This window comes from Cupriavidus sp. SW-Y-13, from assembly GCF_009793345.1.
GTDB lineage: Bacteria > Pseudomonadota > Gammaproteobacteria > Burkholderiales > Burkholderiaceae > Cupriavidus.
In genome coordinates, this window is record NZ_WHLX01000001.1 from 1426909 (window position 1) to 1445622 (window position 18714).

General features: G+C 63.1%; 19 protein-coding genes. 10 read left to right on the forward strand and 9 right to left on the reverse strand.

Translation table 11 applies throughout. The features are described from left to right. Window positions 1-291: 291 nt before the first annotated feature. Complete coding sequence (phaP1, locus tag GA566_RS06310; protein WP_137928596.1) at window positions 292-870, reverse strand: TIGR01841 family phasin PhaP1; 579 nt, start codon at window positions 868-870, stop codon at window positions 292-294. Window positions 871-1314: 444 nt separating this feature from the next. On the opposite strand from phaP1, the gene GA566_RS06315 reads away from it, so the two are divergent. The 4 genes from GA566_RS06315 (at window position 1315) to pbpG (ending at window position 4982) form a co-directional block, all read left to right on the forward strand. After that, entirely contained in the window at window positions 1315-2262 is a 948-nt protein-coding gene (locus GA566_RS06315; protein WP_137924397.1) for a histone deacetylase, read from the forward strand. Between the two features lie 129 nt (window positions 2263-2391). Beyond that, window positions 2392-2859, forward strand: a complete 468-nt coding sequence (locus tag GA566_RS06320) for a thioesterase family protein (RefSeq protein WP_160472094.1) — start codon at window positions 2392-2394, stop codon at window positions 2857-2859. A gap of 14 nt (window positions 2860-2873) precedes the next feature. Further along, window positions 2874-3569 (forward strand): nitroreductase, encoded by a 696-nt coding sequence (locus GA566_RS06325; protein ID WP_137924399.1) that lies wholly within the window; start codon window positions 2874-2876, stop codon window positions 3567-3569. Window positions 3570-3779: 210 nt separating this feature from the next. Next, entirely contained in the window at window positions 3780-4982 is a 1203-nt protein-coding gene (gene pbpG, locus GA566_RS06330) for a D-alanyl-D-alanine endopeptidase (RefSeq protein WP_137924400.1), read from the forward strand. A gap of 93 nt (window positions 4983-5075) precedes the next feature. On the opposite strand, the gene GA566_RS06335 is transcribed toward pbpG, so the two are convergent. Then, window positions 5076-5864 carry an IclR family transcriptional regulator gene (locus GA566_RS06335; RefSeq protein ID WP_160472095.1) on the reverse strand — a complete coding sequence of 263 codons (789 nt, stop codon included), beginning with the start codon at window positions 5862-5864 and terminating at the stop codon, window positions 5076-5078. A gap of 266 nt (window positions 5865-6130) precedes the next feature. Here GA566_RS06335 and GA566_RS06340 point away from each other — a divergent pair, with 266 nt between their 5' ends. From GA566_RS06340 to GA566_RS06350, 3 genes are read left to right on the forward strand one after another with little or no spacing between them, the layout of a single operon-like run. Further along, a complete protein-coding gene (locus tag GA566_RS06340; RefSeq protein ID WP_160472097.1) occupies window positions 6131-6856 on the forward strand; it encodes a (Fe-S)-binding protein in 726 nt (241 codons plus the stop codon). Between the two features lie 36 nt (window positions 6857-6892). Further along, window positions 6893-8302 (forward strand): LutB/LldF family L-lactate oxidation iron-sulfur protein, encoded by a 1410-nt coding sequence (locus GA566_RS06345; RefSeq protein WP_137924403.1) that lies wholly within the window; start codon window positions 6893-6895, stop codon window positions 8300-8302. Then, entirely contained in the window at window positions 8302-8568 is a 267-nt protein-coding gene (locus GA566_RS06350) for a hypothetical protein (RefSeq protein ID WP_160472099.1), read from the forward strand. The genes GA566_RS06345 and GA566_RS06350 overlap by 1 nt, the downstream gene beginning before the upstream one ends. A gap of 163 nt (window positions 8569-8731) precedes the next feature. Here GA566_RS06350 and GA566_RS06355 read toward each other — a convergent pair whose 3' ends face one another. The 4 genes from GA566_RS06355 to GA566_RS06370 form a co-directional block, all read right to left on the reverse strand. Next, the gene (locus GA566_RS06355; protein ID WP_137924405.1) at window positions 8732-9526 is read right to left on the reverse strand and encodes an ABC transporter ATP-binding protein; all 795 of its coding nucleotides are present in this window, start codon (window positions 9524-9526) and stop codon (window positions 8732-8734) included. Between the two features lies 1 nt (window position 9527). After that, window positions 9528-10424, reverse strand: coding sequence for an ABC transporter permease (locus GA566_RS06360; protein WP_137924406.1), 897 nt, complete (start codon window positions 10422-10424; stop codon window positions 9528-9530). A gap of 96 nt (window positions 10425-10520) precedes the next feature. Then, window positions 10521-11501 carry an ABC transporter substrate-binding protein gene (locus tag GA566_RS06365; RefSeq protein WP_137924407.1) on the reverse strand — a complete coding sequence of 327 codons (981 nt, stop codon included), beginning with the start codon at window positions 11499-11501 and terminating at the stop codon, window positions 10521-10523. Between the two features lie 360 nt (window positions 11502-11861). Next, entirely contained in the window at window positions 11862-12398 is a 537-nt protein-coding gene (locus tag GA566_RS06370) for a cytochrome P460 family protein (protein ID WP_137924408.1), read from the reverse strand. Between the two features lie 224 nt (window positions 12399-12622). Between GA566_RS06370 and GA566_RS06375 the strand changes: the two genes are divergently transcribed. Both GA566_RS06375 and GA566_RS06380 read left to right on the forward strand, forming a co-directional pair. Beyond that, window positions 12623-14041, forward strand: coding sequence for an aldehyde dehydrogenase family protein (locus GA566_RS06375; RefSeq protein ID WP_160472100.1), 1419 nt, complete (start codon window positions 12623-12625; stop codon window positions 14039-14041). A 156-nt stretch (window positions 14042-14197) separates the two neighbouring features. After that, a complete protein-coding gene (locus GA566_RS06380; protein WP_237380074.1) occupies window positions 14198-15274 on the forward strand; it encodes a HAMP domain-containing sensor histidine kinase in 1077 nt (358 codons plus the stop codon). On the opposite strand, the gene GA566_RS06385 is transcribed toward GA566_RS06380, so the two are convergent. Together GA566_RS06385 and GA566_RS06390 are read right to left on the reverse strand one after the other, a co-directional pair. Beyond that, on the reverse strand, window positions 15258-16298 hold the full coding sequence (locus GA566_RS06385) for a quinone-dependent dihydroorotate dehydrogenase (protein ID WP_137924410.1): 1041 nt from the start codon (window positions 16296-16298) through the stop codon (window positions 15258-15260). The two genes, GA566_RS06380 and GA566_RS06385, sit on opposite strands and share 17 nt — an antisense overlap. A gap of 69 nt (window positions 16299-16367) precedes the next feature. Beyond that, the gene (locus GA566_RS06390; protein ID WP_137924411.1) at window positions 16368-17168 is read right to left on the reverse strand and encodes an arginyltransferase; all 801 of its coding nucleotides are present in this window, start codon (window positions 17166-17168) and stop codon (window positions 16368-16370) included. A 213-nt stretch (window positions 17169-17381) separates the two neighbouring features. Here GA566_RS06390 and GA566_RS06395 point away from each other — a divergent pair, with 213 nt between their 5' ends. Then, window positions 17382-17939 (forward strand): hypothetical protein, encoded by a 558-nt coding sequence (locus tag GA566_RS06395; protein WP_137924412.1) that lies wholly within the window; start codon window positions 17382-17384, stop codon window positions 17937-17939. 3 nt (window positions 17940-17942) lie between these two features. Here the strand turns inward: GA566_RS06395 and aat are convergent, their stop codons facing one another. Next, window positions 17943-18698, reverse strand: a complete 756-nt coding sequence (gene aat / locus GA566_RS06400; RefSeq protein WP_160472102.1) for a leucyl/phenylalanyl-tRNA--protein transferase — start codon at window positions 18696-18698, stop codon at window positions 17943-17945. Between the last annotated feature and the right edge of the window lie 16 nt (window positions 18699-18714).

An 18714-nucleotide genomic window follows, 5' to 3' on the forward strand; every position in this document is an offset into this window, starting at 1 on the left:
CCGGTTAGGCGGAAAGCGGGAGCGGCAGCAGCATCTTATTATTCAATTAACCGCCCAGCGCATTGAACGACTACGAATGCCGGGACGAAAAAAATCCCGGCTGCCTGCGTACAGGGGCCGGGGTTTGAATCGATACCTTTGGATCGGCACCGAGGAGACATGGGTACGGTGCGGGCGACGAGGGCTTACGGTGTCGCCACCGTTGGCGAAGCGTCTTGCCATCCGAAGGAAAAGAGCAGGGCGCTTGGCCAACGGACCGGCCGGAGCCGGTTCGCTGGAGCTTACTGAAGCTTAGGCAGCAGCCGTCGGCTTCTTGGCAGCCGTGCGTGCAGTGGCGCTGGCTTGCTGGGCAGCCTTCGAAGCGGCCGTGGCGGCAGCCTGGAAGTTGCTTTCGGCCATTTCAACCGCTTGCTTCGTGGCCTTCTGGACCGACTCGTAAGCGTTGTTGGCAGCCGAGATGGCCGACTTCACGATGGCTACGGTCGATTCCGAACCGGCCGGGGCGTTCTTGGCGAAGTTGTCGACCAGGGCTTGCACGTTCTTCGAGCCTTCGGCCAGTTGGGCTTCTGCTACCTTGGTGAACTCGCTTTGGGTTTCCGAAGCGATTTCATACAGGTGGCGCGTGTAGGCCAGGGTCTTTTCGGCAACCGGCTGAACCAGCGCGGCCTGGATGGTCAGGAATTCCTGTGCGTCCTTGGCCGACAGTGCCTTCTTGGCGTTGTCGACGTTTTCGGCGAACGTTGCCTTGACCACTTGCAGGTTCAGCTCGACCAGCTTTTCCACGCCTTCAAAGGCTTTCGAGGTCAGACCAAACAGGGTCTCGAGGTTGGCTTTTTGTGCGGCTGCAACTTGTTCCGGGGTCAGAATCATGCTGGTCTCCAGTGGTGAACTTCAAGGTCTAGCAAAGTGAAATTAAGCCGCCCAGATGTCAAAGCCATGACTTGTTTGTATCTTGGCTAGCCCGAGCGTATGTCCGTTTGTCAGCGCCGCGTCCCCGGCCTTTTATTGGTCCTGAGGGCTTTGATGCGCCGCAACAATTCCAATTCTAAGAATTCGGCGATAGGTGTCAAGCGGTTTTTGTGCATCGCACAAAAAATAGAGGGTGGGTGGGGATGATAAGGGCAGGGTGCTACACGTACGCAGTGTCCTACAAGGGTAAATACCGATACGGCAACTTGGTGCGATGCACGAAAGGCAGGCGTTTGAAGCGCCATGACGCATTGCGTGCAGGACGGTGCTACCATCGCTGACTGCCCGGTCGGTCAATGATGTGAAGCCATCACAAGCCGTCCGTATCTGCTCCGCCCCGTTCCCATGTTCGCCTTCTACGCCGACCACTTCGTCCTGCCGCTGCCTCCCGGCCATCGGTTCCCGATGCGCAAATACAGCATGCTGCGCGATGCCGTGGTCCGAGAGGTGCCGGGCTTGGTGCTGCATGAAGCCCCACGAGCCGACGATAGCGACCTGACGTTGGCCCACACCCCTGCGTATGTTGCCGAAGTCTCATCCGGACAACTCGATGCCGCGCGTCAGCGCGAGATCGGTTTTCCGTGGTCCCATGAAATGGTGGAGCGCTCTCGACGTTCGGCCGGTGCCACGATTGCCGCATGCCAGACCGCACTCACGCAGGGCATCGCCGTGAACCTTGCCGGCGGCACGCACCATGCCTATGCCGACAAGGGCGGCGGTTTCTGTGTGTTCAACGATGCCGCCATCGCCGCGCGTCGATTGCAGCGTGATGGCGCCGTGCGTCGCGTGGCCGTGATCGACCTCGATGTCCATCAGGGCAATGGCACTGCATCGATTTTGCGGGACGATTCCAGCATCTTCACGCTCTCGCTGCATGGCGAGAAGAACTACCCCTTCCGCAAGGAAGCGAGCGATCTCGACGTAGGCCTGCCCGATGGGTGCGACGACGATACGTACATGGCGGCGCTCGCCGGCGCGCTCGACATGCTTCATGCCCGCTTTGCTCCCGACCTGCTGATCTATCTGGCCGGCGCCGATCCCCATGAAGACGATCGACTGGGGCGCCTGCGGCTGACCATGGCGGGCCTGGCGCGACGCGACAAGATGGTGTTCGACTTCGCGCTGTCGCAACGTCTTCCCGTTGCGGTGGCAATGGCCGGTGGCTATGGCAACCAGATCGAAAACACCGTGGCTGTGCATACGCAGACGGTGGCTCTGGCTGCGCAGTATCATGCGCGCCATTCGACAGAAAGCTGCGTGCAAGATGCAGCGGCCTTTGTCACCGCATCATGACTTTGTTGCAGTCATCGCAAAAAGTTTGGAACCTTGCGGCGTGCCGCGTGCTCATACGACCTTTCGTGTGGCGTCGGCAGCGCTATCCCACTGGCCTGTTGCCGTTGTAGTCCGACTGACTTCCTCTCGATGAAGCCCGAACCTGCTCACCGCTCCGCGTACAAGCACTTCCAGCCGATCACCACACGTTGGATGGATAACGATGTCTATGGCCACGTGAATAACGTTGTCTACTACAGTTATTTCGATACGGTCGTGAACACGTACCTGATTCATGCGGGTGCATTGGATATCGAAGCAGGCAGCACTATCGGATTGGTGATCGAGACGCAGTGCAATTATTTCTCGTCGCTGACTTTCCCGGACACGGTGGTGGCCGGATTGCGTGTGGCGAAGCTTGGCAATACGAGCGTGCGCTACGAGGTGGGGCTGTTTCGCGGGGATGACGAGATCGCTGCGGCGCAGGGCCATTTCGTGCACGTCTACGTGGATCGCGAGACGCGGAGGCCGGTGGCGTTGCCGCAGCCGTTGCGCCAGGCACTTGAGAGGCTGGTCGTGAACCAGCCCCATGACAACAACGCAGTGAACAAGAACTAAGGAGACCGCCAAGTATGTCGAACCCCGATGAGGCAGCCTGCGTCGATCGCGCCATCACCACGCGTCGATCGGTGCGCGCATTCCTGGATACGCCAGTGCCGCGCCAGACCATCGAAGACATCCTGGCCGTGGCCAGCCGTGCGCCTTCGGGCACGAATACGCAGCCGTGGAAGGTCTACGTACTGTCCGGCGACGCCAAGGTGCGTTTCTGCACCGATGTGCTGACGGCATACGACGATCCTGAGCGCGATGCCAAGTATCGCGAGGAATATCCGTACTACCCGCGTGAGTGGGTCGATCCCTACCTGGCGCGCCGCCGAAAGGTGGGCTGGGACTTGTACAGCCTGCTCGATATCCGCCGCGAGGATAAATCGCGCATGCACGAGCAGCACGCGCGCAACTTCCGTTTCTTTGATGCGCCGGTCGGACTGATCTTCACCATCGATCGCATCATGGAGCAGGGAAGTTGGCTGGATTACGGCATGTTCCTCCAGAGCATCATGGTGGCGGCGCGCGCACGTGGGCTCGATACGTGTCCGCAGGCGGCTTTCACGCAGTTTCATCGCATCATCAAGGAACACCTGAAACTGACCGATGAGGAGATGGTGGTGTGCGGCATGTCCCTCGGCTTTGCCGATCCCGATGCTACGGCCAACCAGTTGATGACGGAGCGTGAACCAGTTGGACAGTTCGCGCGTTTTCTGTCCTGATTTATCCGCGGCGAAACCTTTCGGTATCGCCGGGAGTAGTTGCACTTTGTTGTATTTGTGGTAGCGAGTGAATGACTTAAGCGGCTCATTTTTCATAATGTGGAAATGTTTGTAATTCCAACTTTAAAGAGCCGCTGTAAGTCATTAATCTTGCTATAGATTTCTTAATTTTCTAAACTAGCGCCATTCCGCAGCCGCGCTGAGCAGACCATGTTCCGGACCGAATCCTTTATGTCTCGACTCTTCGGCCTTCCCCAACTGACGGCCTTTGCCACCACGGCATTGGTGTCCGTTGCCTTGATGACCGCACCGGTAGCGTACGCAGCGACGAAGTCGACTGCGACGAAATCGTCGGCCAAAAAGACCGAAAAAGTTTCAAAATCCGCTAAATCCGTAAAATCCTCGAAGAAGACTGCAGCCGTTAGTGCCGCGCCGTCCTCGCGCAAGGTGATTGTCGTGAAGAACGGCAAACGCACCGTGGTGGCCAGCCGTGCCGCCCCGGTCCGTGCCGCGTTCGTGCCGGCCAAGCCGTCGTTGGGCGAGGCCATGGGCCTGCGCGATACCGATGACGCGCTGTCGCTGCGTTCGTCCGTCGCCCTGGTGCTGGATCAAAACACCAACGAGGTGCTGTTCCAAAAGAATTCCACGGCCGTGCTGCCCATCGCCTCCATTACCAAGCTGATGACGGCGCTGGTGGTGATGGATTCCCGGTTGCCGATGGATGAAATGCTGACGGTTTCCGAGGATGACCGGGATACCGAGAAACACAGCAGCTCGCGCCTGCGCTTTGGGACCACGCTGACGCGCCATGAGATGCTGCTGCTCGCGCTGATGTCGTCCGAGAACCGCGCCGCGTCCGTGCTGGGCCGCAGCTATCCGGGTGGCCTGCCGGCGTTTGTAAGCGCGATGAACAAGAAGGCGCGCGAACTGGGCATGAACGACAGCCACTTCGTCGACTCCAGCGGGTTGTCGAGCAGTAACGTCTCCAGTGCGATGGATCTGGCCCGCCTGGTCAACGCTGCGTACCGAAACCCCACCATCCGCGAGTTTTCCACGCAGACCGAGCATGAAGTGAATGTGCTGGGCCGCTCGCAGCACTACGTCAGCACCAACCGCCTGGTGCGCGGCGGCAATTGGGAGATCGGCCTGCAGAAGACCGGCTATATCTCCGAGGCCGGCCAGTGTCTGGTGATGCAGACGCGCGTCAACGACCGCAACGTGGTGATGGTGTTCCTGGATTCGGTGGGCAAGCTGTCGCGCTTTGCCGATGCCACCCGGGTGCGTAGCTGGCTTGAGCACCAGCCTCCGTCGGCAGGGGGCCAACCTCGCCCTTTTCCTTCGACGCCCAATCTTACGCAGGGTCCTAAGTCCCCTGCGATGGTCCTGGTGTCGCACCACTCCCACGGCACCTGATCGCATTCAGTATCTGCTGCACATGAAAAACGCGCCGGAGGGCTTGGCCCCCGGCGCGTTTTTCATTGAATCGCTGGCCGAGCCGGTCTGCGATCAGGCCATCACGGTATCGGGTACATAGCCCATGCCGCGCGAGATCTGCAGCGCGGTTTCCTTGAGGTTCTGCAGCCAGCTATCCTGCAGCCGATCCGCGGGTGCTGACAGCGACAGGCCAGCCACCAGCCGACGCGAATCGTCGTAGATGCCGGCGGCGATGCAGCGCACGCCAAGCTCCAGTTCTTCGTTGTCGCGTGCATAACCGTTCGAGCGGACCCAGCTCAGCTCGCGTTCCAGCCGGGCAATCTCGGTGATCGACGTGCGCGTATGGCCGGCCAGGCCGGTGCGCGTGGCGTAGTTGCGTACGCGAGCCGATTCGTCAGCGGCCAAAAACAGCTTGCCGACCGAGGTCAGATGCAGCGGCGCGCGGCCACCGATGGCGCGCACAACCTGCATGCCGGAGCGCTCGCTGTACGCGCGCTCGATATACACGATCTCATCGCCCTGGCGTACCGACAGGTTCACGGTTTGGCCGGTGACGCGGTGCAGTGCGCGCATCGGCGCCAGCGCCGCGTCGCGCACCGACAGGCGCGCCTTGACGAGATTGCCCAACTCCAGCAGCCGCATGCCCAGGCGGTAGCTGCCTGGATCGGAACGATCGACAAAGCGGCACGCCACCATATCGTTGAGGATGCGGTGCGCGGTAGAAGGGTGCAGGCCGGTAGCCAGCGAGAGTTCCTTCAGGCTGACGGGGTCTGCGTGCTGGGCCAGCGCATCCAGTAGCGTCATCATGCGCTCGATCACCTGGATCGAGGTCTTGCCGGGTGACTTGTCTGCTTCTGCCATAGGGAAAATGTTGCCGTGCGGCAAAAATTAAGCGTCTGCCTGATTCTATCTCGCATTGTGAAAATTTCAACTGGTGAAATGCGATTCCCGAGATTTCCTTCCAGACATTGCGCGATGAGCGGCTACGTGGGATGCCGTATTGGCCGCATGTCGAAAGTGGGGCAGAAAGCACCGCCCAAGGGTTTCCCCATGCATGCCGATACCCGCAGTGGCGGGGCAGGCAGGCATAATTGCGGGGTTTCCGGGTCTGGAATAAAGGTTCAACGATGCGAATCGGACTGTTCGCCACCTGTCTGGTGGACCTCATGCGTCCCGAAATCGGGTTTTCGGTGCTGAAACTGCTGGAATCGGCGGGTTATGAGGTCATGGTGCCCGAGGCGCAGACCTGCTGTGGTCAGCCTGCCTATAACTCCGGAGAACGAACCGTCTCGCGCGATCTGGCCGAGAAATTCCTGCGCGAGTTCGAGATGTTCGATTACGTGGTGGTGCCTTCAGGTTCATGCGGCGGCATGATCCGCCAGCACTATCACGACTTGCTGCGCGACGATCCCGAACTGAATGGCCGCTACGAGCGGCTGCGGGAACGGGTGTACGAACTCACCGATTTCCTGGTCAACGTGGCGAAGATCGAGTCGCTCGACTCGGGTTTTTCCGGGCACGTTACGTATCACGATTCCTGCTCTGGGCTGCGCGAACTCGGCGTCAAGCAGCAGCCGCGCGCGCTGCTTGGCAAACTGCCCGGCGTGCAACTGACCGAGATGAAGGATTGCGAATCATGCTGCGGGTTTGGCGGCACGTTCTCGGTCAAGTACGGCAACATCTCCACGGCAATCGTCGATGAGAAATGCGCCAATATCCAGGCCAGCGGCGCCGATGCCGTGGTGCTGGGAGACCTCGGCTGCATCCTCAATATCGAAGGCCGCTTGCGGCGGTCCGGCGATTCGCGCACGCGCGTGCTCCACATCGCGCAGGTGCTGGCGGGCGACGCCTGAACGCGTCCACGCCAACCCACAATCGGAGCCCCCACGATGCAAGTCCACAGCATGGAATTCAAGGCGCGCGCAGGCCAGAAGCTGGCCGACCAGCGCTTGCAGCAGAACCTCAAGAAGCTCTCCACGAAGTTCGTGACCGCGCGGGCCGATGCCATTCGCGATATCGACTTCGATGCCACGCGCGCCGCGCTCAAGGAGCGTCGCAACCGGGCGCTGGAAAACCTCGACGTCTGGCTCGCCACGTTCGAGGAGAACGCAACGAAGCGCGGCGCCACCGTGCTGTTCGCGGAGTCCACTGCGGACGCAGCCAGGCTTGTGGCCGAGATCGCGCAGAAGCACGGCGTGAAGAAGGTCATCAAGAGCAAGTCGATGGTGACCGAGGAAATGCGGCTGAACCAGGTGCTTGGCGAGATGGGCGTGCAGAGCATCGAGACCGATCTCGGCGAGTACATCCTGCAGATCAACGATGCCGAACCGCCGTCGCACATCATTGCGCCGGTGATCCACAAGGACAAGGACGAGATTGCCGATCTCTTCGCCAAGGTCCATAACAAGCCGCGCCTGACCGATATTCCGGAGATGACGCGCGAGGCCCGCGAGGTACTGCGTCCGGAGTTCCTGTCCGCAGACATGGGCGTGACGGGCGGCAACTTCATCATCGCGGAGACCGGCTCGGTGGCCGTGGTCACGAACGAGGGCAACGAAGGCATGTGTACGATCATGCCGCGCGTCCATGTGGCCGTGACCGGTATCGAGAAGGTGCTTCCGACGCTGGAGGACCTGGCCACGGTGATGCGCCTGCTGCCACGCTCGGCGACCGGGCAGGCCATCTCCAACTATTTCTCGATCCTGACCGGGCCGCGCGCGGAAGGCGAGCGCGATGGTCCCGAACATATGTACTTCGTGCTGGTCGATGGGGGACGCAGCGGGCTCATCGGCGGCGAGTTTCAGGAGATGCTGCGCTGCATCCGCTGCGGGGCCTGCATGAACCATTGCCCGGTCTACCAGAAGATTGGGGGGCACGCGTATGGCTGGGTGTATCCGGGGCCGATGGGCAGCGTATTGACGCCGAGTTACGTGGGGCTGGCCAACGCCGTGGACTTGCCGCAGGCGGCTACGCTGTGCGGTGAATGCAACCGCGTGTGTCCGGCGTCGATCCCGTTGTCCGACCTGCTGCGCAAGCTACGCGAAAAGCAGATGGAGCGCGGCCTGCGGCCTTGGCAGGAGCGCATGGCGCTGCAGGTCTGGGGCTATGTGGCGCGTCGACCGGATCTCTACGCGTTCGTCACTCGCCTCGGCGCGCGGCTGATGGCGCGCATGGGCGGGCGTGGCAAACTGATTTCCCGATTGCCGATGGCCGGCAAGGGGTGGACCGATACCCGCGACATGCCGGCCCCAAGCGGTCGCACGTTCCGAGAACTTTATAAAGAAAGGAGGGCGCGTTGATGGGCGCCAATCAATCTACGCTGGCCGCGATGCGGCAGACACTCGATTCGCACATCGCCGGCCAGTTGCCGGTCAGCGAACTGGTCGCGCAATGGCGTGCCTCGGCGGCGTCGCTGACGTTGCCACCGGTATTCGGTCAGGCGATGGAAGAATTGCTGCGCCGCATGGAGATGGCTGCAGCGTTTGCGCAAGACAGCTGCTCGTTTTCGAGCACGGCCGTGACGGATCAGTTGGGAAAATGGCTGGAGAAGGCGGGGACGGTTTGATCTGAACCTACCGCGGTAGCGCTCCCCTCTCCCACATCGTGGGAGAGGGGCTGGGGGAGAGGGCAGGAGGTTCTGCTTGCCGACATGCTGCAATTTGAACCGCTGGCCCTCTCCCCCGACCCCTCTCCCGCAGGCGGGAGAGGGGAGTAACTTCTAGAGGTAATCACCCCAACAACAACGCATCATCATCCAACTGCTCGTGCCGTGTCTGCTCGAACATCTTCAGCAGATCCGGCACGTCGAGCCCCTTGCGCTGCTCGCCGGACACGTCGAGCACGACCTGGCCCTGGTGCAGCATGACTGTGCGCTGTCCATAGTCCAGCGCCTGGCGCATCGAGTGCGTGACCATCATCGTGGTCAGCTTGCTTTCCTCGACGATGCGTGCGGTCAGTTCCAGCACGAACGCTGCAGTCTTTGGGTCCAGCGCGGCGGTGTGCTCGTCGAGCAGCAGAATGCGCGACGGCTGCAGTGATGCCATCAGCAGGCTCACTGCCTGACGCTGGCCGCCCGAAAGCAGACCAATACGGTCCGTCAGGCGATTTTCCAGGCCGAGGTTCAGCAAGCGCAGCTTGTCGCGGAACAACTCGCGCGAGGGCTTGTTCAGCGCCGGGCGGAAGCCGCGACGCGAGCCGCGTGCCATGGCCAGCGCCATGTTCTCCTCGATCGTCAGCGCCTCGCACGTACCGGCCATCGGGTCCTGGAACACGCGCGCCACCAGATGGGCGCGATCCCACGCAGGCTGCCGGGTGACGTCGGTGTCGTCGATCATGATCCGGCCGGTGTCGACCATCGTGTCGCCGCTCACCGCGTTCAGGAACGTGGACTTGCCCGCACCGTTCGAGCCGATCACGGCGACGAACTGACCCGCCGGAATTTCCAGGCTCAGGCCGCGCAGTGCGCGGTTTTCGATTGGCGTGCCCGGGTTGAACGTGAGTTTCAGATTTTCAGCGCGCAGCATCTCAGGCACCTCCATTCTTGCGGCCGAACAGCTTCTTGCGCGTGGCCGGCAGCACCAGCGCCAGCGTCACGAGCGCGGCGGTGACAAGATTCAGATCCTGCGCCTTGAGGCCGATGAATTCCGAGTTCAGCGCCAGCGCGATAAAGAAGCGATACAGGATCGCGCCGATCACGACGGCCAGCGTCACGTAGACGAGGCGACGCGCCGGAATGATGGTCTCGCCGATGATCACGGCTGCCAGACCAATCACGATCGTGCCGATACCCATCGAGATATCGGCGCCGCCCTGCGTCTGGGCGAACAGCGCGCCAGCCAGCGCCACCAGCGCGTTCGACAAGGCCATGCCGGCCAGCGTGGCACGGCCGGTGGGCACGCCCTGGGCGCGCGCCATGCGCGGGTTGGCGCCGGTCGCGCGCATGGCGAGGCCGAGCTGCGACGAGAAGAACCAGTCCAGCGCGAGCTTGGCAAGGATCACGACGACAAACAGCACCAGCGGACGCAGCAAGTAATCGGGCAGCCATTCGGGCTGGAGAATCGTGAAGATTGTCGGCTCGGTGATCAGCGGCACATTGGGACGTCCCATGATGCGCAGGTTGACCGAGTACAGCGCGATCATCATCAGGATACTGGCGAGCAGATCCATGATCTTAAGCCGCACATTGAGCCAGCCAGTGACGAAACCCGCCATCGCGCCGGCGACGATCGCCACCAGCGTCGATACGAACGGGTCTTGTCCGGCGGAAATCAGCGTGGCCGCCACGGCGCCACCCAGCGGGAAGCTGCCATCGACGGTCAGGTCGGGAAAATTGAGGATGCGGAACGAGATCAGCACCCCGAGCGCCACGAGGCTGAAGATCAGGCCGATCTCCAGGGCGCCCATCAGGGAAAACAGGGACATGGGGGAATCCTTTGCGGGCCGTCCGGATGGCCCGGGTAGGGCCATGGGGGCGCTTCGGGCCGCGCGCCGCAGGGTAGGGCGCGCGGCGCGGCGGTATTACTTGATGACGGTCTTGGCTTCCTTGACCAGATCCGGGGCCAACGTCACGCCCTGCTTGCCAGCGGCGGTGGTGTTGACGAACAGTTCCAGGTTGTCGGAAGTCTGCGAGGCAATCGCACCGGGCTTCTCGCCCTTCAGGATGCGAACCACGACCTTGCCGGTCTGATGGCCGAGATCGCCGTAGTTGATGCCCAGTGCGGCAATGGCGCCACGCTTCACGCTGTCGGTGTCGGACGCCACCAGCGGGATCTTCGATTCGTTGGCCACCTTCACCAGCGACTCGTAGGCCGAGACCACGTTGTTATCGGTGTTCGTGTAGATCACGTCGACCTTGCCGATCAGGCTCTTGGCAGCCGGTCCGATGTCCACGGTACGCGGTGCGGCGGCTTCCTTGAGCGACAGGCCCTGCTTGGCCAGCAGTTCCTTCAGTTCCTTGACCACCACCACCGAGTTGGCTTCACCGGGGTTGTAGACCATGCCGACGGTCTTGGCGTTGGGAACGACGCGCTTGATCAGCGTGACCTGCTTGTCGAGCGGCAGCTTGTCCGAAACACCGGTGACGTTGGTGCCCGTGGCGGTCCAGGTCTTCACGAGCTGGGCAGCCACCGGATCGGTCACGCCGGAGTACACCACGGGAACGGTCTTGGTGGCGGCGACCACGGCCTGTGCCGACGGGGTGGCGATGGCGACGATGGCGCTCGGCTGGTCGCCCACGAACTTGCGTGCGATCTGTGCGGCGGTCCCCGGATTGCCCTGGGCGCTCTGGTATTCCCACTTCAGGTTCTTGTCGGCGTCGTAGCCGGCAGCCTTCAGTTCGTCGCGCACGCCGTCGCGAATGGCGTCGAGCGCCGGGTGATCCACGATCGACAGGACCTTCACGGTAGCCGTCTGGGCCTGCACGGCGCCGCCGTAGAGCAGGGCCAGCGCGACCGCGCTGCCGAGGATGGTCTGGGTGGTGGATGCCTTGAGACGCAGCATGTAATTGTTCTCCCCCGAAGGATCGGTGCTATCAGTCAGCCGCAAGCGGTACACGGCCGTCCTGCCAGGGCGACCACGTACACGAAAAGCGTGCTGCATGACGGCCCGGCGGTCCAAGGAGGACGCTGCGCGCCTGGCGGCAGGTGCAGGCGCGCGCGTGACCGCATCGGATGCGACGGCGCGAAGCCTGCGAGGATACCATTTTCGGGGGTGGGATGGCTCGCTTTTAGTGCTGCATAGCGGCATATCCTGCCGTAAAACGCCTCCGGGGGACGAGGCTACCGCAAGAAATTGCGCCGAAAAGCCGATTTTGGCGTGTTTTGGCTCACCTGCCGCAAGCGGCTCCTGCTACAAATTGCGTCACGGTGCAAGGCGGGTAAACACATAGTCCCGGTCCTTCACGAGCGCGTTGTGGCAGGCAAAGCAGGTCTGATGCTGCGCCAGGTCGGCCGGCTTGCCGTCAATGAAGCGCCCGTAGCCCCAACCGCCCGATGCCGCGTACTTCTTCGAGTCCTTGACCATGACCTGCACGGTGGTGGCCTTGCCTGGAACCAGCGCGGAGGCGAAGTCGGGCGACTGCGTGTATTTCCACGCCAGCTTGACCAGTACCGCGCCGTCCGGGAACGGCAGCTTGCCGCTCTTGTAGGCGTCGATGGCGATCTGGTTGCCCACCACGGTACGGAGTTCGTTGAGTGGCTCGTGTTCCAGTGCCGGTGCCACCAGTTCCCACTTGCGATAGCCCTCGGGAATCGTCACGCCGTAGATCGGCGAGGCATTCGGATTCGCTGCGGCCTTGTCCGCCGACTTCTCTGCGGCGATGGCGTGCGCGGCGAAGAGCGTGGCGCACAACGTGGCGGCGCCTGCTGCAACGATGGCGGCAGTGTGGATCTTCTTCATGGGGCTTCTCCAGGCGGGGTTTGGTCTGGGCTCCATTGAGACGGGGCCGTGTATTGCCTTTGTGTCTGGGAAGGGGCGGGCTTGTATCGGCGTGTATCACGGCTTTGCCGCGATACGTCGGATCACACAACGCCCACCGCAAGCTACGGATGCGATACGTCGGCGCCTTACAGTGGCCCTCATGGCAGCGCGATTCAACGTTGCCGTGCATTTGGAGAAATACCATGCGAAACCTGAATACTGCCTATATCGATGGCCAGTTCGTGCGCGTGCAGGGCACGGAAACCCTGGAGATTGCCAACCCCGCAACCGGTGCGCCGCTCGCCGTGGTGACGCTGGCAAATCGTGCCGACGCACGCCGCGCCATCGCCGCCGCGCGAGATGCCCAGGCGCTGCTGCGCCAGACTGGCAAGGCCGAGCGCATCGACATGTTGCGGCGTCTGCAGACTGCGGTGTTGCGCTACACCGATGCGATCCGGGATGTCACCATCGAAGAGTACGGAGCGCCGGTGGCGCGGGCCCAGTGGGTCAGCCAGTACGCGTCGCAATGTTTCGCCAGTGCAGCGCAGGCGCTGGAGGATTACCCGCTGAGCTACGAGGTGGGCACGGCCACGGTGACGATGGAACCGGTAGGTGTCTCGGCGTTGATCGCACCGTGGAACAGCACGGCGGGCACGGTGTGCAGCAAGCTGGCGTCCGCGCTGGCGGCGGGTTGCGCCACGGTGATCAAGCCGAGCGAACTGAGTCCGCTCCAGACCCAGGTTCTTTGCGAAGCGCTGCACGAGGCTGGCCTGCCTTCCGGTGTGTTCAATGTGCTGCTGGGCCGTGGCGCCGATGTGGGCGACGAGATCAGTACCAGCCCGCATGTCGCGCGGATTTCCTTTACCGGCTCCACGCAGACCGGCAAGGTCATTGCGCGGGCCGCAGTGGAGACCATGAAGCGCGTGACGCTGGCGCTATCGGGCAAGTCGGCGGCCATCGTGCTCGATGACGCCGACCTGGCACACGCGCTGCCGTTGGCGGTGGGCGGGGCGTTCATGAACAACGGCCAGGCTTGCGTGGCCGGCACACGGCTGCTGGTGCCGCATGCGCGCATGGCCGAAGTAACGGAGCGGGTGCGCGAGATCGTCGGGAAGCTCCAGGTGGGCGATCCGCGCGACCCGGCCACGACGATCGGCCCGCTGGCCAGTCGCGCACAGTTCGATCGCGTGCAGCGTTTCATCCGTCGCGGCCTGGAGCAGGGCGCCGTGCTGGTGGCCGGTGGCGAAGGCCGTCCGGAAGGTCTGCCCGAAGGTTTCTTCGTGAAGCCTACGGTATTCGCCGGCGTCCACAACGATATGGAGATTGCACGAGAGGAAATCTTCGGCCCGGTCCTGTCGATCATCGGTTACGAGACCGAACAGGAGGCCGTCGATCTTGCTAACGACTCGGTCTACGGCCTGTTCGGCTACGTGTACTCGGCGGATGTGGCGCGTGCGCGGGGCGTGGCGGCGCGGATGCAGACCGGATCGGTGCTGGTCAATCGCATCGATCCGGAGGTGCTGGCGCCGTTCGGCGGGGTCCGTCAATCGGGTGTGGGCCGGGAGTTCGGCCTCGCGGGGCTCGTTTCATACCTTGAGCCGAAGACGGTGGCGGTGCGCTGATTTTCCCGAAACAGCCGGGGTGGCGATATCGTCACCTCGCATAGGGTGCAGTAAATGAACGTATAGGGTGGGCGAACTCACGTTCAATGGTGCATGCACTGCGACCATGGTGTCATACCGTTCAGCCGTTCTGTGAGGCGGCTTACGGAGAATGTGATGACCATGCAACCGACCCTTTCGCACCGCGTCGCCGCGCCTGCGGCGCCACTGACCGCGGCTGAGACCGGGCCGGCCAAGGGCGTCCTGCGTCGCTGCGGCGATATTTTTGCGCGCTACGATCGCGTACGCATCGGTGTGTCGGCGCTCCTGGTGATGCTGCTCGGGGTTGCTGCGTGGGTCGGCCTGCATGGGGTGATGGGACGCGTGACCGCCGCGGCGGAGATCGCAATTTTCGTGTTGCTGGCCTGCGTGATGGGCTTCGCCGTCGTTGCCGCGCTCTGTGCGGCGCATCTGCTGGCGGTGCAGGCGGCCCTGGGTACGCTCGCCTCGCGGATCGAGAATCCGCCACCGTCCGACGATGTGGGCCAGTTCCTGCCAGTGGAGGGGCCGGCCGTCGTCAGGCGGCTCGTACAGACAATCAATCTGGCGAAGCAGCAATGCGTGGAGCGTGAATCGGAATTGCTGGCGGTGCAGGCGTCGTACGCCCACGACTTGCGCACGCCGATGACCCGGTTGATGCTGCGCAGCGAACTGATCGACGATGCCGTGCTGCGCGGTGCCATCGAGCGCGATCTCGACGAAATGCGCGAACTAGCCGAGGCCAGCCTGGCCTGCGCCCGCATGCAGGGCAGTGCGCCCCAGTCATTGCGGCATGTCGATGCCGATCATTTGCTCGATGCGCTGCTGGTCAACTATCGGGACGCCGGTCGTCCCATCCCGCTGGAGGGCCGCATCGGATGCCCCGTGCTGACGTGCCCCCATGCGCTGCGACGGATACTCGTCAACCTGATCGACAATGCACTGCGCTACGGCTGCAATGTGCAGATGTCGGTGCGCGTGGAGGCGCAGCGGCTGACGGTTTGCGTCGTCGATTCCGGCCCGGGGATCTCTCCCGCGCAACTCGAAACGGTGTTCCAGCCCTGGTATCGCGCGCCGGAAACGGCGGCGCGCGCACAGGGCAGCGGGCTCGGACTCGCCATTGCCCGACGGCTGTCGCAGGCGATTCGCGCGGACCTGCGGCTGGCCAATCGCAGTGAAGGCGGCCTGGAAGCGCGCCTTACGTTGCCGCTCTGAGCGCCGTGGCACACTCGCGCACGAGCGTGGGGCCGCGATAGATCAGGCCGCTGTACACCTGCACCAGCTCGGCACCGGCATCGATCTTTGCACGCGCGCCGGCACCGTCGAAGATGCCGCCCACGCCGATGATCGGTAGCGCATCGCCAATCACCTTGCGCAGCTCTCGCACCACACGCGTCGACGCATCGAATACGGGGCGGCCCGACAGCCCGCCTGCTTCCTCGGCATGGGGCAGGCCCTTGACCGCATCGCGTGAGATGGTCGTGTTGGTGGCGATCACGCCATCAATCTGGTGGCGCACCAGTGCATCGCCGATATTGCGGATCTGATCGTCATCGAGATCGGGAGCGATCTTCAGCGTGACCGGCACGTAGCGCTTGTGCTGGTCGGCCAGCCGCTGTTGCGCGGCCTTGAGCGTGGACAGCAGGCTGTCCAGTTCGCTGGCGCCCTGCAACTGGCGCAGGTTCTTGGTGTTCGGCGACGAGATGTTGACCGTCACGTAGCTTGCGTGCGGATAGACGCGTTCCAGGCAATAGAGGTAGTCGTCCGCCGCGCGCTCGATTGGCGTATCGGCGTTCTTGCCGATGTTCAGTCCCAGCACGCCACCCTCGGCCTTCCAGCGCGACGCCTGCACGTTACGCACGAACGCATCCACGCCGCCATTGTTGAAACCCATCCGGTTGATCAGCGCATCCGCCTGCGGCAGCCGGAACATGCGCGGACGCGGATTGCCGGGCTGCGCGCGGGGCGTCACGGTTCCCACCTCGATAAAGCCGAACCCGAAAGCGGCCAGGCCGTCGATATAGGCGCCGTCCTTGTCGAGTCCGGCTGCCAGGCCCACAGGATTCGGAAAGCGGATGCCCATCACGGTGCGCGGATCGCTGGCAATGCTGTTGCCGATGCAGCCGGCCAGCCCCAGGCGCCGGGCGCGCATCAGGTTGTTGAGCGTGAAATGGTGGGCGTCCTCCGCATCCATCGAGAACAGGGCGGGGCGAAACAGGGGGTAGAGCGCGTTGAGCACGGGGCAGGAGCGGCCGGCGGCCGGCGTGAAGTCGGTATCAGGCCGGCATTGTAGCCGCTCAGCGATGGCTCATTCCTGTGCCGGACCCGGCTGGCGTGGCGCAGGCGGTGGAGCGGCGGGTGCCGACGCTTCATCGAATGCCTGCCACTGGTTGCCCGTCAGCACCTGCAGCGGCTGGAAGCGCGCCTTGTAGGCCATCTTGCGGCTTTCGGCGATCCAGTAGCCCAGGTAAAGGTGTGGCAGTCCAAGTTCGCGCGTCTGGGCGATCTGCCAGAGGATGTTGTACGTCCCATAACTGGCGCCCTCGATCAGCGGATCGTAGAACGTGTAGACCGAAGACAGGCCGTCATCGAGCACGTCGATCATGCTGACCATGCGCAGCTTGCCGGCCTCGGCCGAGCCAGGCGGCTCGCGGAACTCCACGAGCCGGGAGTTGACGCGGCTCTGCAGCAGGAACTGCTCGTACTGGTCGCGGCTGTCCTGATCCATGCCGCCCCCGGCATGACGCATCGACTGGTACATCAGATAGAGCGCGTAGTGTTCTTCGACATAGGTCAGCGGCGCCACCAGCGCCTGCAGCCCCTGATGCTGGCGCCAGGCCCGGCGCTGGCTGCGATCGGGCCGGAACTGGTCTGTCACCACACGGCAGGGCGTGCAGGCACGGCATTCGTCGCAATAAGGGCGATACGTGAAGATGCCACTGCGGCGGAAGCCGGCGCGTACCAGCCGTGAATAGACGTCGGCATTGATCAGGTGGGCCGGCGTGGCCACCTGCGAGCGCGCCATGCGACCATCGAGATAGCTGCAGGCGTAGGGCGCCGTCGCATAAAACTGCAGCGCGGATAGCGGTAGTTCCTTTAGCTTGCTCATGACGTCTAGGGGCGGAGGTCGAGCACCGGCTCAGGGCTGTTCCAAGGGTGTGATAGGCAGTCTATCAGACACGATGGAGGACGGTGAGCCGGGGTCCGGCGCGGCTCATTTGCGCGTTACGAAGGCGGCATGCATTTTGAGAGTCGTCCCATATCGCTTTCGCGCCATCACTCCTTACCATGTGGGGCATCTGGCACATGAATGGAGAAGAACATGAGAACCCTGGCGATAACGGACGCTGGCACGGCAGGAAATGCCGGGTTGGCGGGGGACGGCGGACGATGGAGCCGATACGCCAACATGGCAACGGTTGTCGCGGTCGGCATCACAGTGATCGCCGCCGTGTTTGGCATGCTGCAGCAGCAGACGGGGATGATCCAGCAGAGCATTCGCGCGGAAGTCGGGAAGGCTGTCCGCGAGGAGGTGCAGCGGGTTGTCCCGCAGGTGGTCCGCGACGAGGTGCAGCGTGTACTTCCGCAAGCCATCCGGAGCGAACTTGCGCCACTCGAAACAAAGATTGAGGAGATGGACAAGCGGCTGACCGGCAGCATCGACGAATTGGACAAGCGGCTGACCGGCAGAATCGAAGAAATGGACAAGCGGCTGACCGGCAGGATCGATGAAATGGACAAGCGGTTATCGGGCCAGATCGACAAGGTCGAGCGCCGGCTGGACCGGGTGGATCGACGGCTGGAGTTCCTGTCCGATAACGCTTCGCAGCTCAACTCCCGCATCGGCCGGCTGGAAGGGGCGCTGCTGCCGCGCCAGTAGCGGTCAGCCGTGAGCGGCGTTGGCCTGCGAACCGGTCCAATGGGTCAGAGCCGTCTTGTCGAAGCGCCAGGGTTGGATGTCCGACGCGGCAGTCGCTTGCCGCACTTGGGCCACAAATTCTCCGCGCGGAATTGGCTGGGCGCCAAGGGAGGCCAGATGATCCGTCTCTTGCTGGCAGTCGATCATGGCGACACCGTGATTCGCGAGGAAACCGCACAGGGCCGCCAGCGCGATCTTCGACGCGTCCGTGCGATGCGCGAACATTGATTCGCCATAGAACATGCGGCCCAGCGCCACGCCATACAGCCCGCCAACGCGCTCTCCCTGATACCAGGTTTCCACGGAGTGTGCGCGGCTTCCCCGGTGCAGTGCGCTGTAGGCGGAAACGATCTCGTCGGTGATCCACGTGCCGAGCTGTCCGTCGCGCGGCGTCATGGCGCAGGCCCGCATCACGGCGACGAAGTTGTCGTCCACGCGGATTTCCCAATCCGGGTCGCGCAGTACCCGTCGCAGCGTTTTGCGCAGGGAGGGGGATATCTTGAGGGCCGCAGGGACCAGGACCATGCGGGGGTCGGTGCTCCACCACAGCACCGGCTGACCATCGGAGTACCACGGGAAGATGCCCTGCCGGTAGGCGAGCAACAGCCGCTGGGGTGTGAGGTCTCGGCTGGCTGCGAGAAGACCGGGCGCGTCACTTGTGGCGCCAAGCGCGTGCTCGACGGGTGGAAACGGATCCTGCGGGTCAAGCCAGGTGATCATGCGCGGGAGGGTGCGA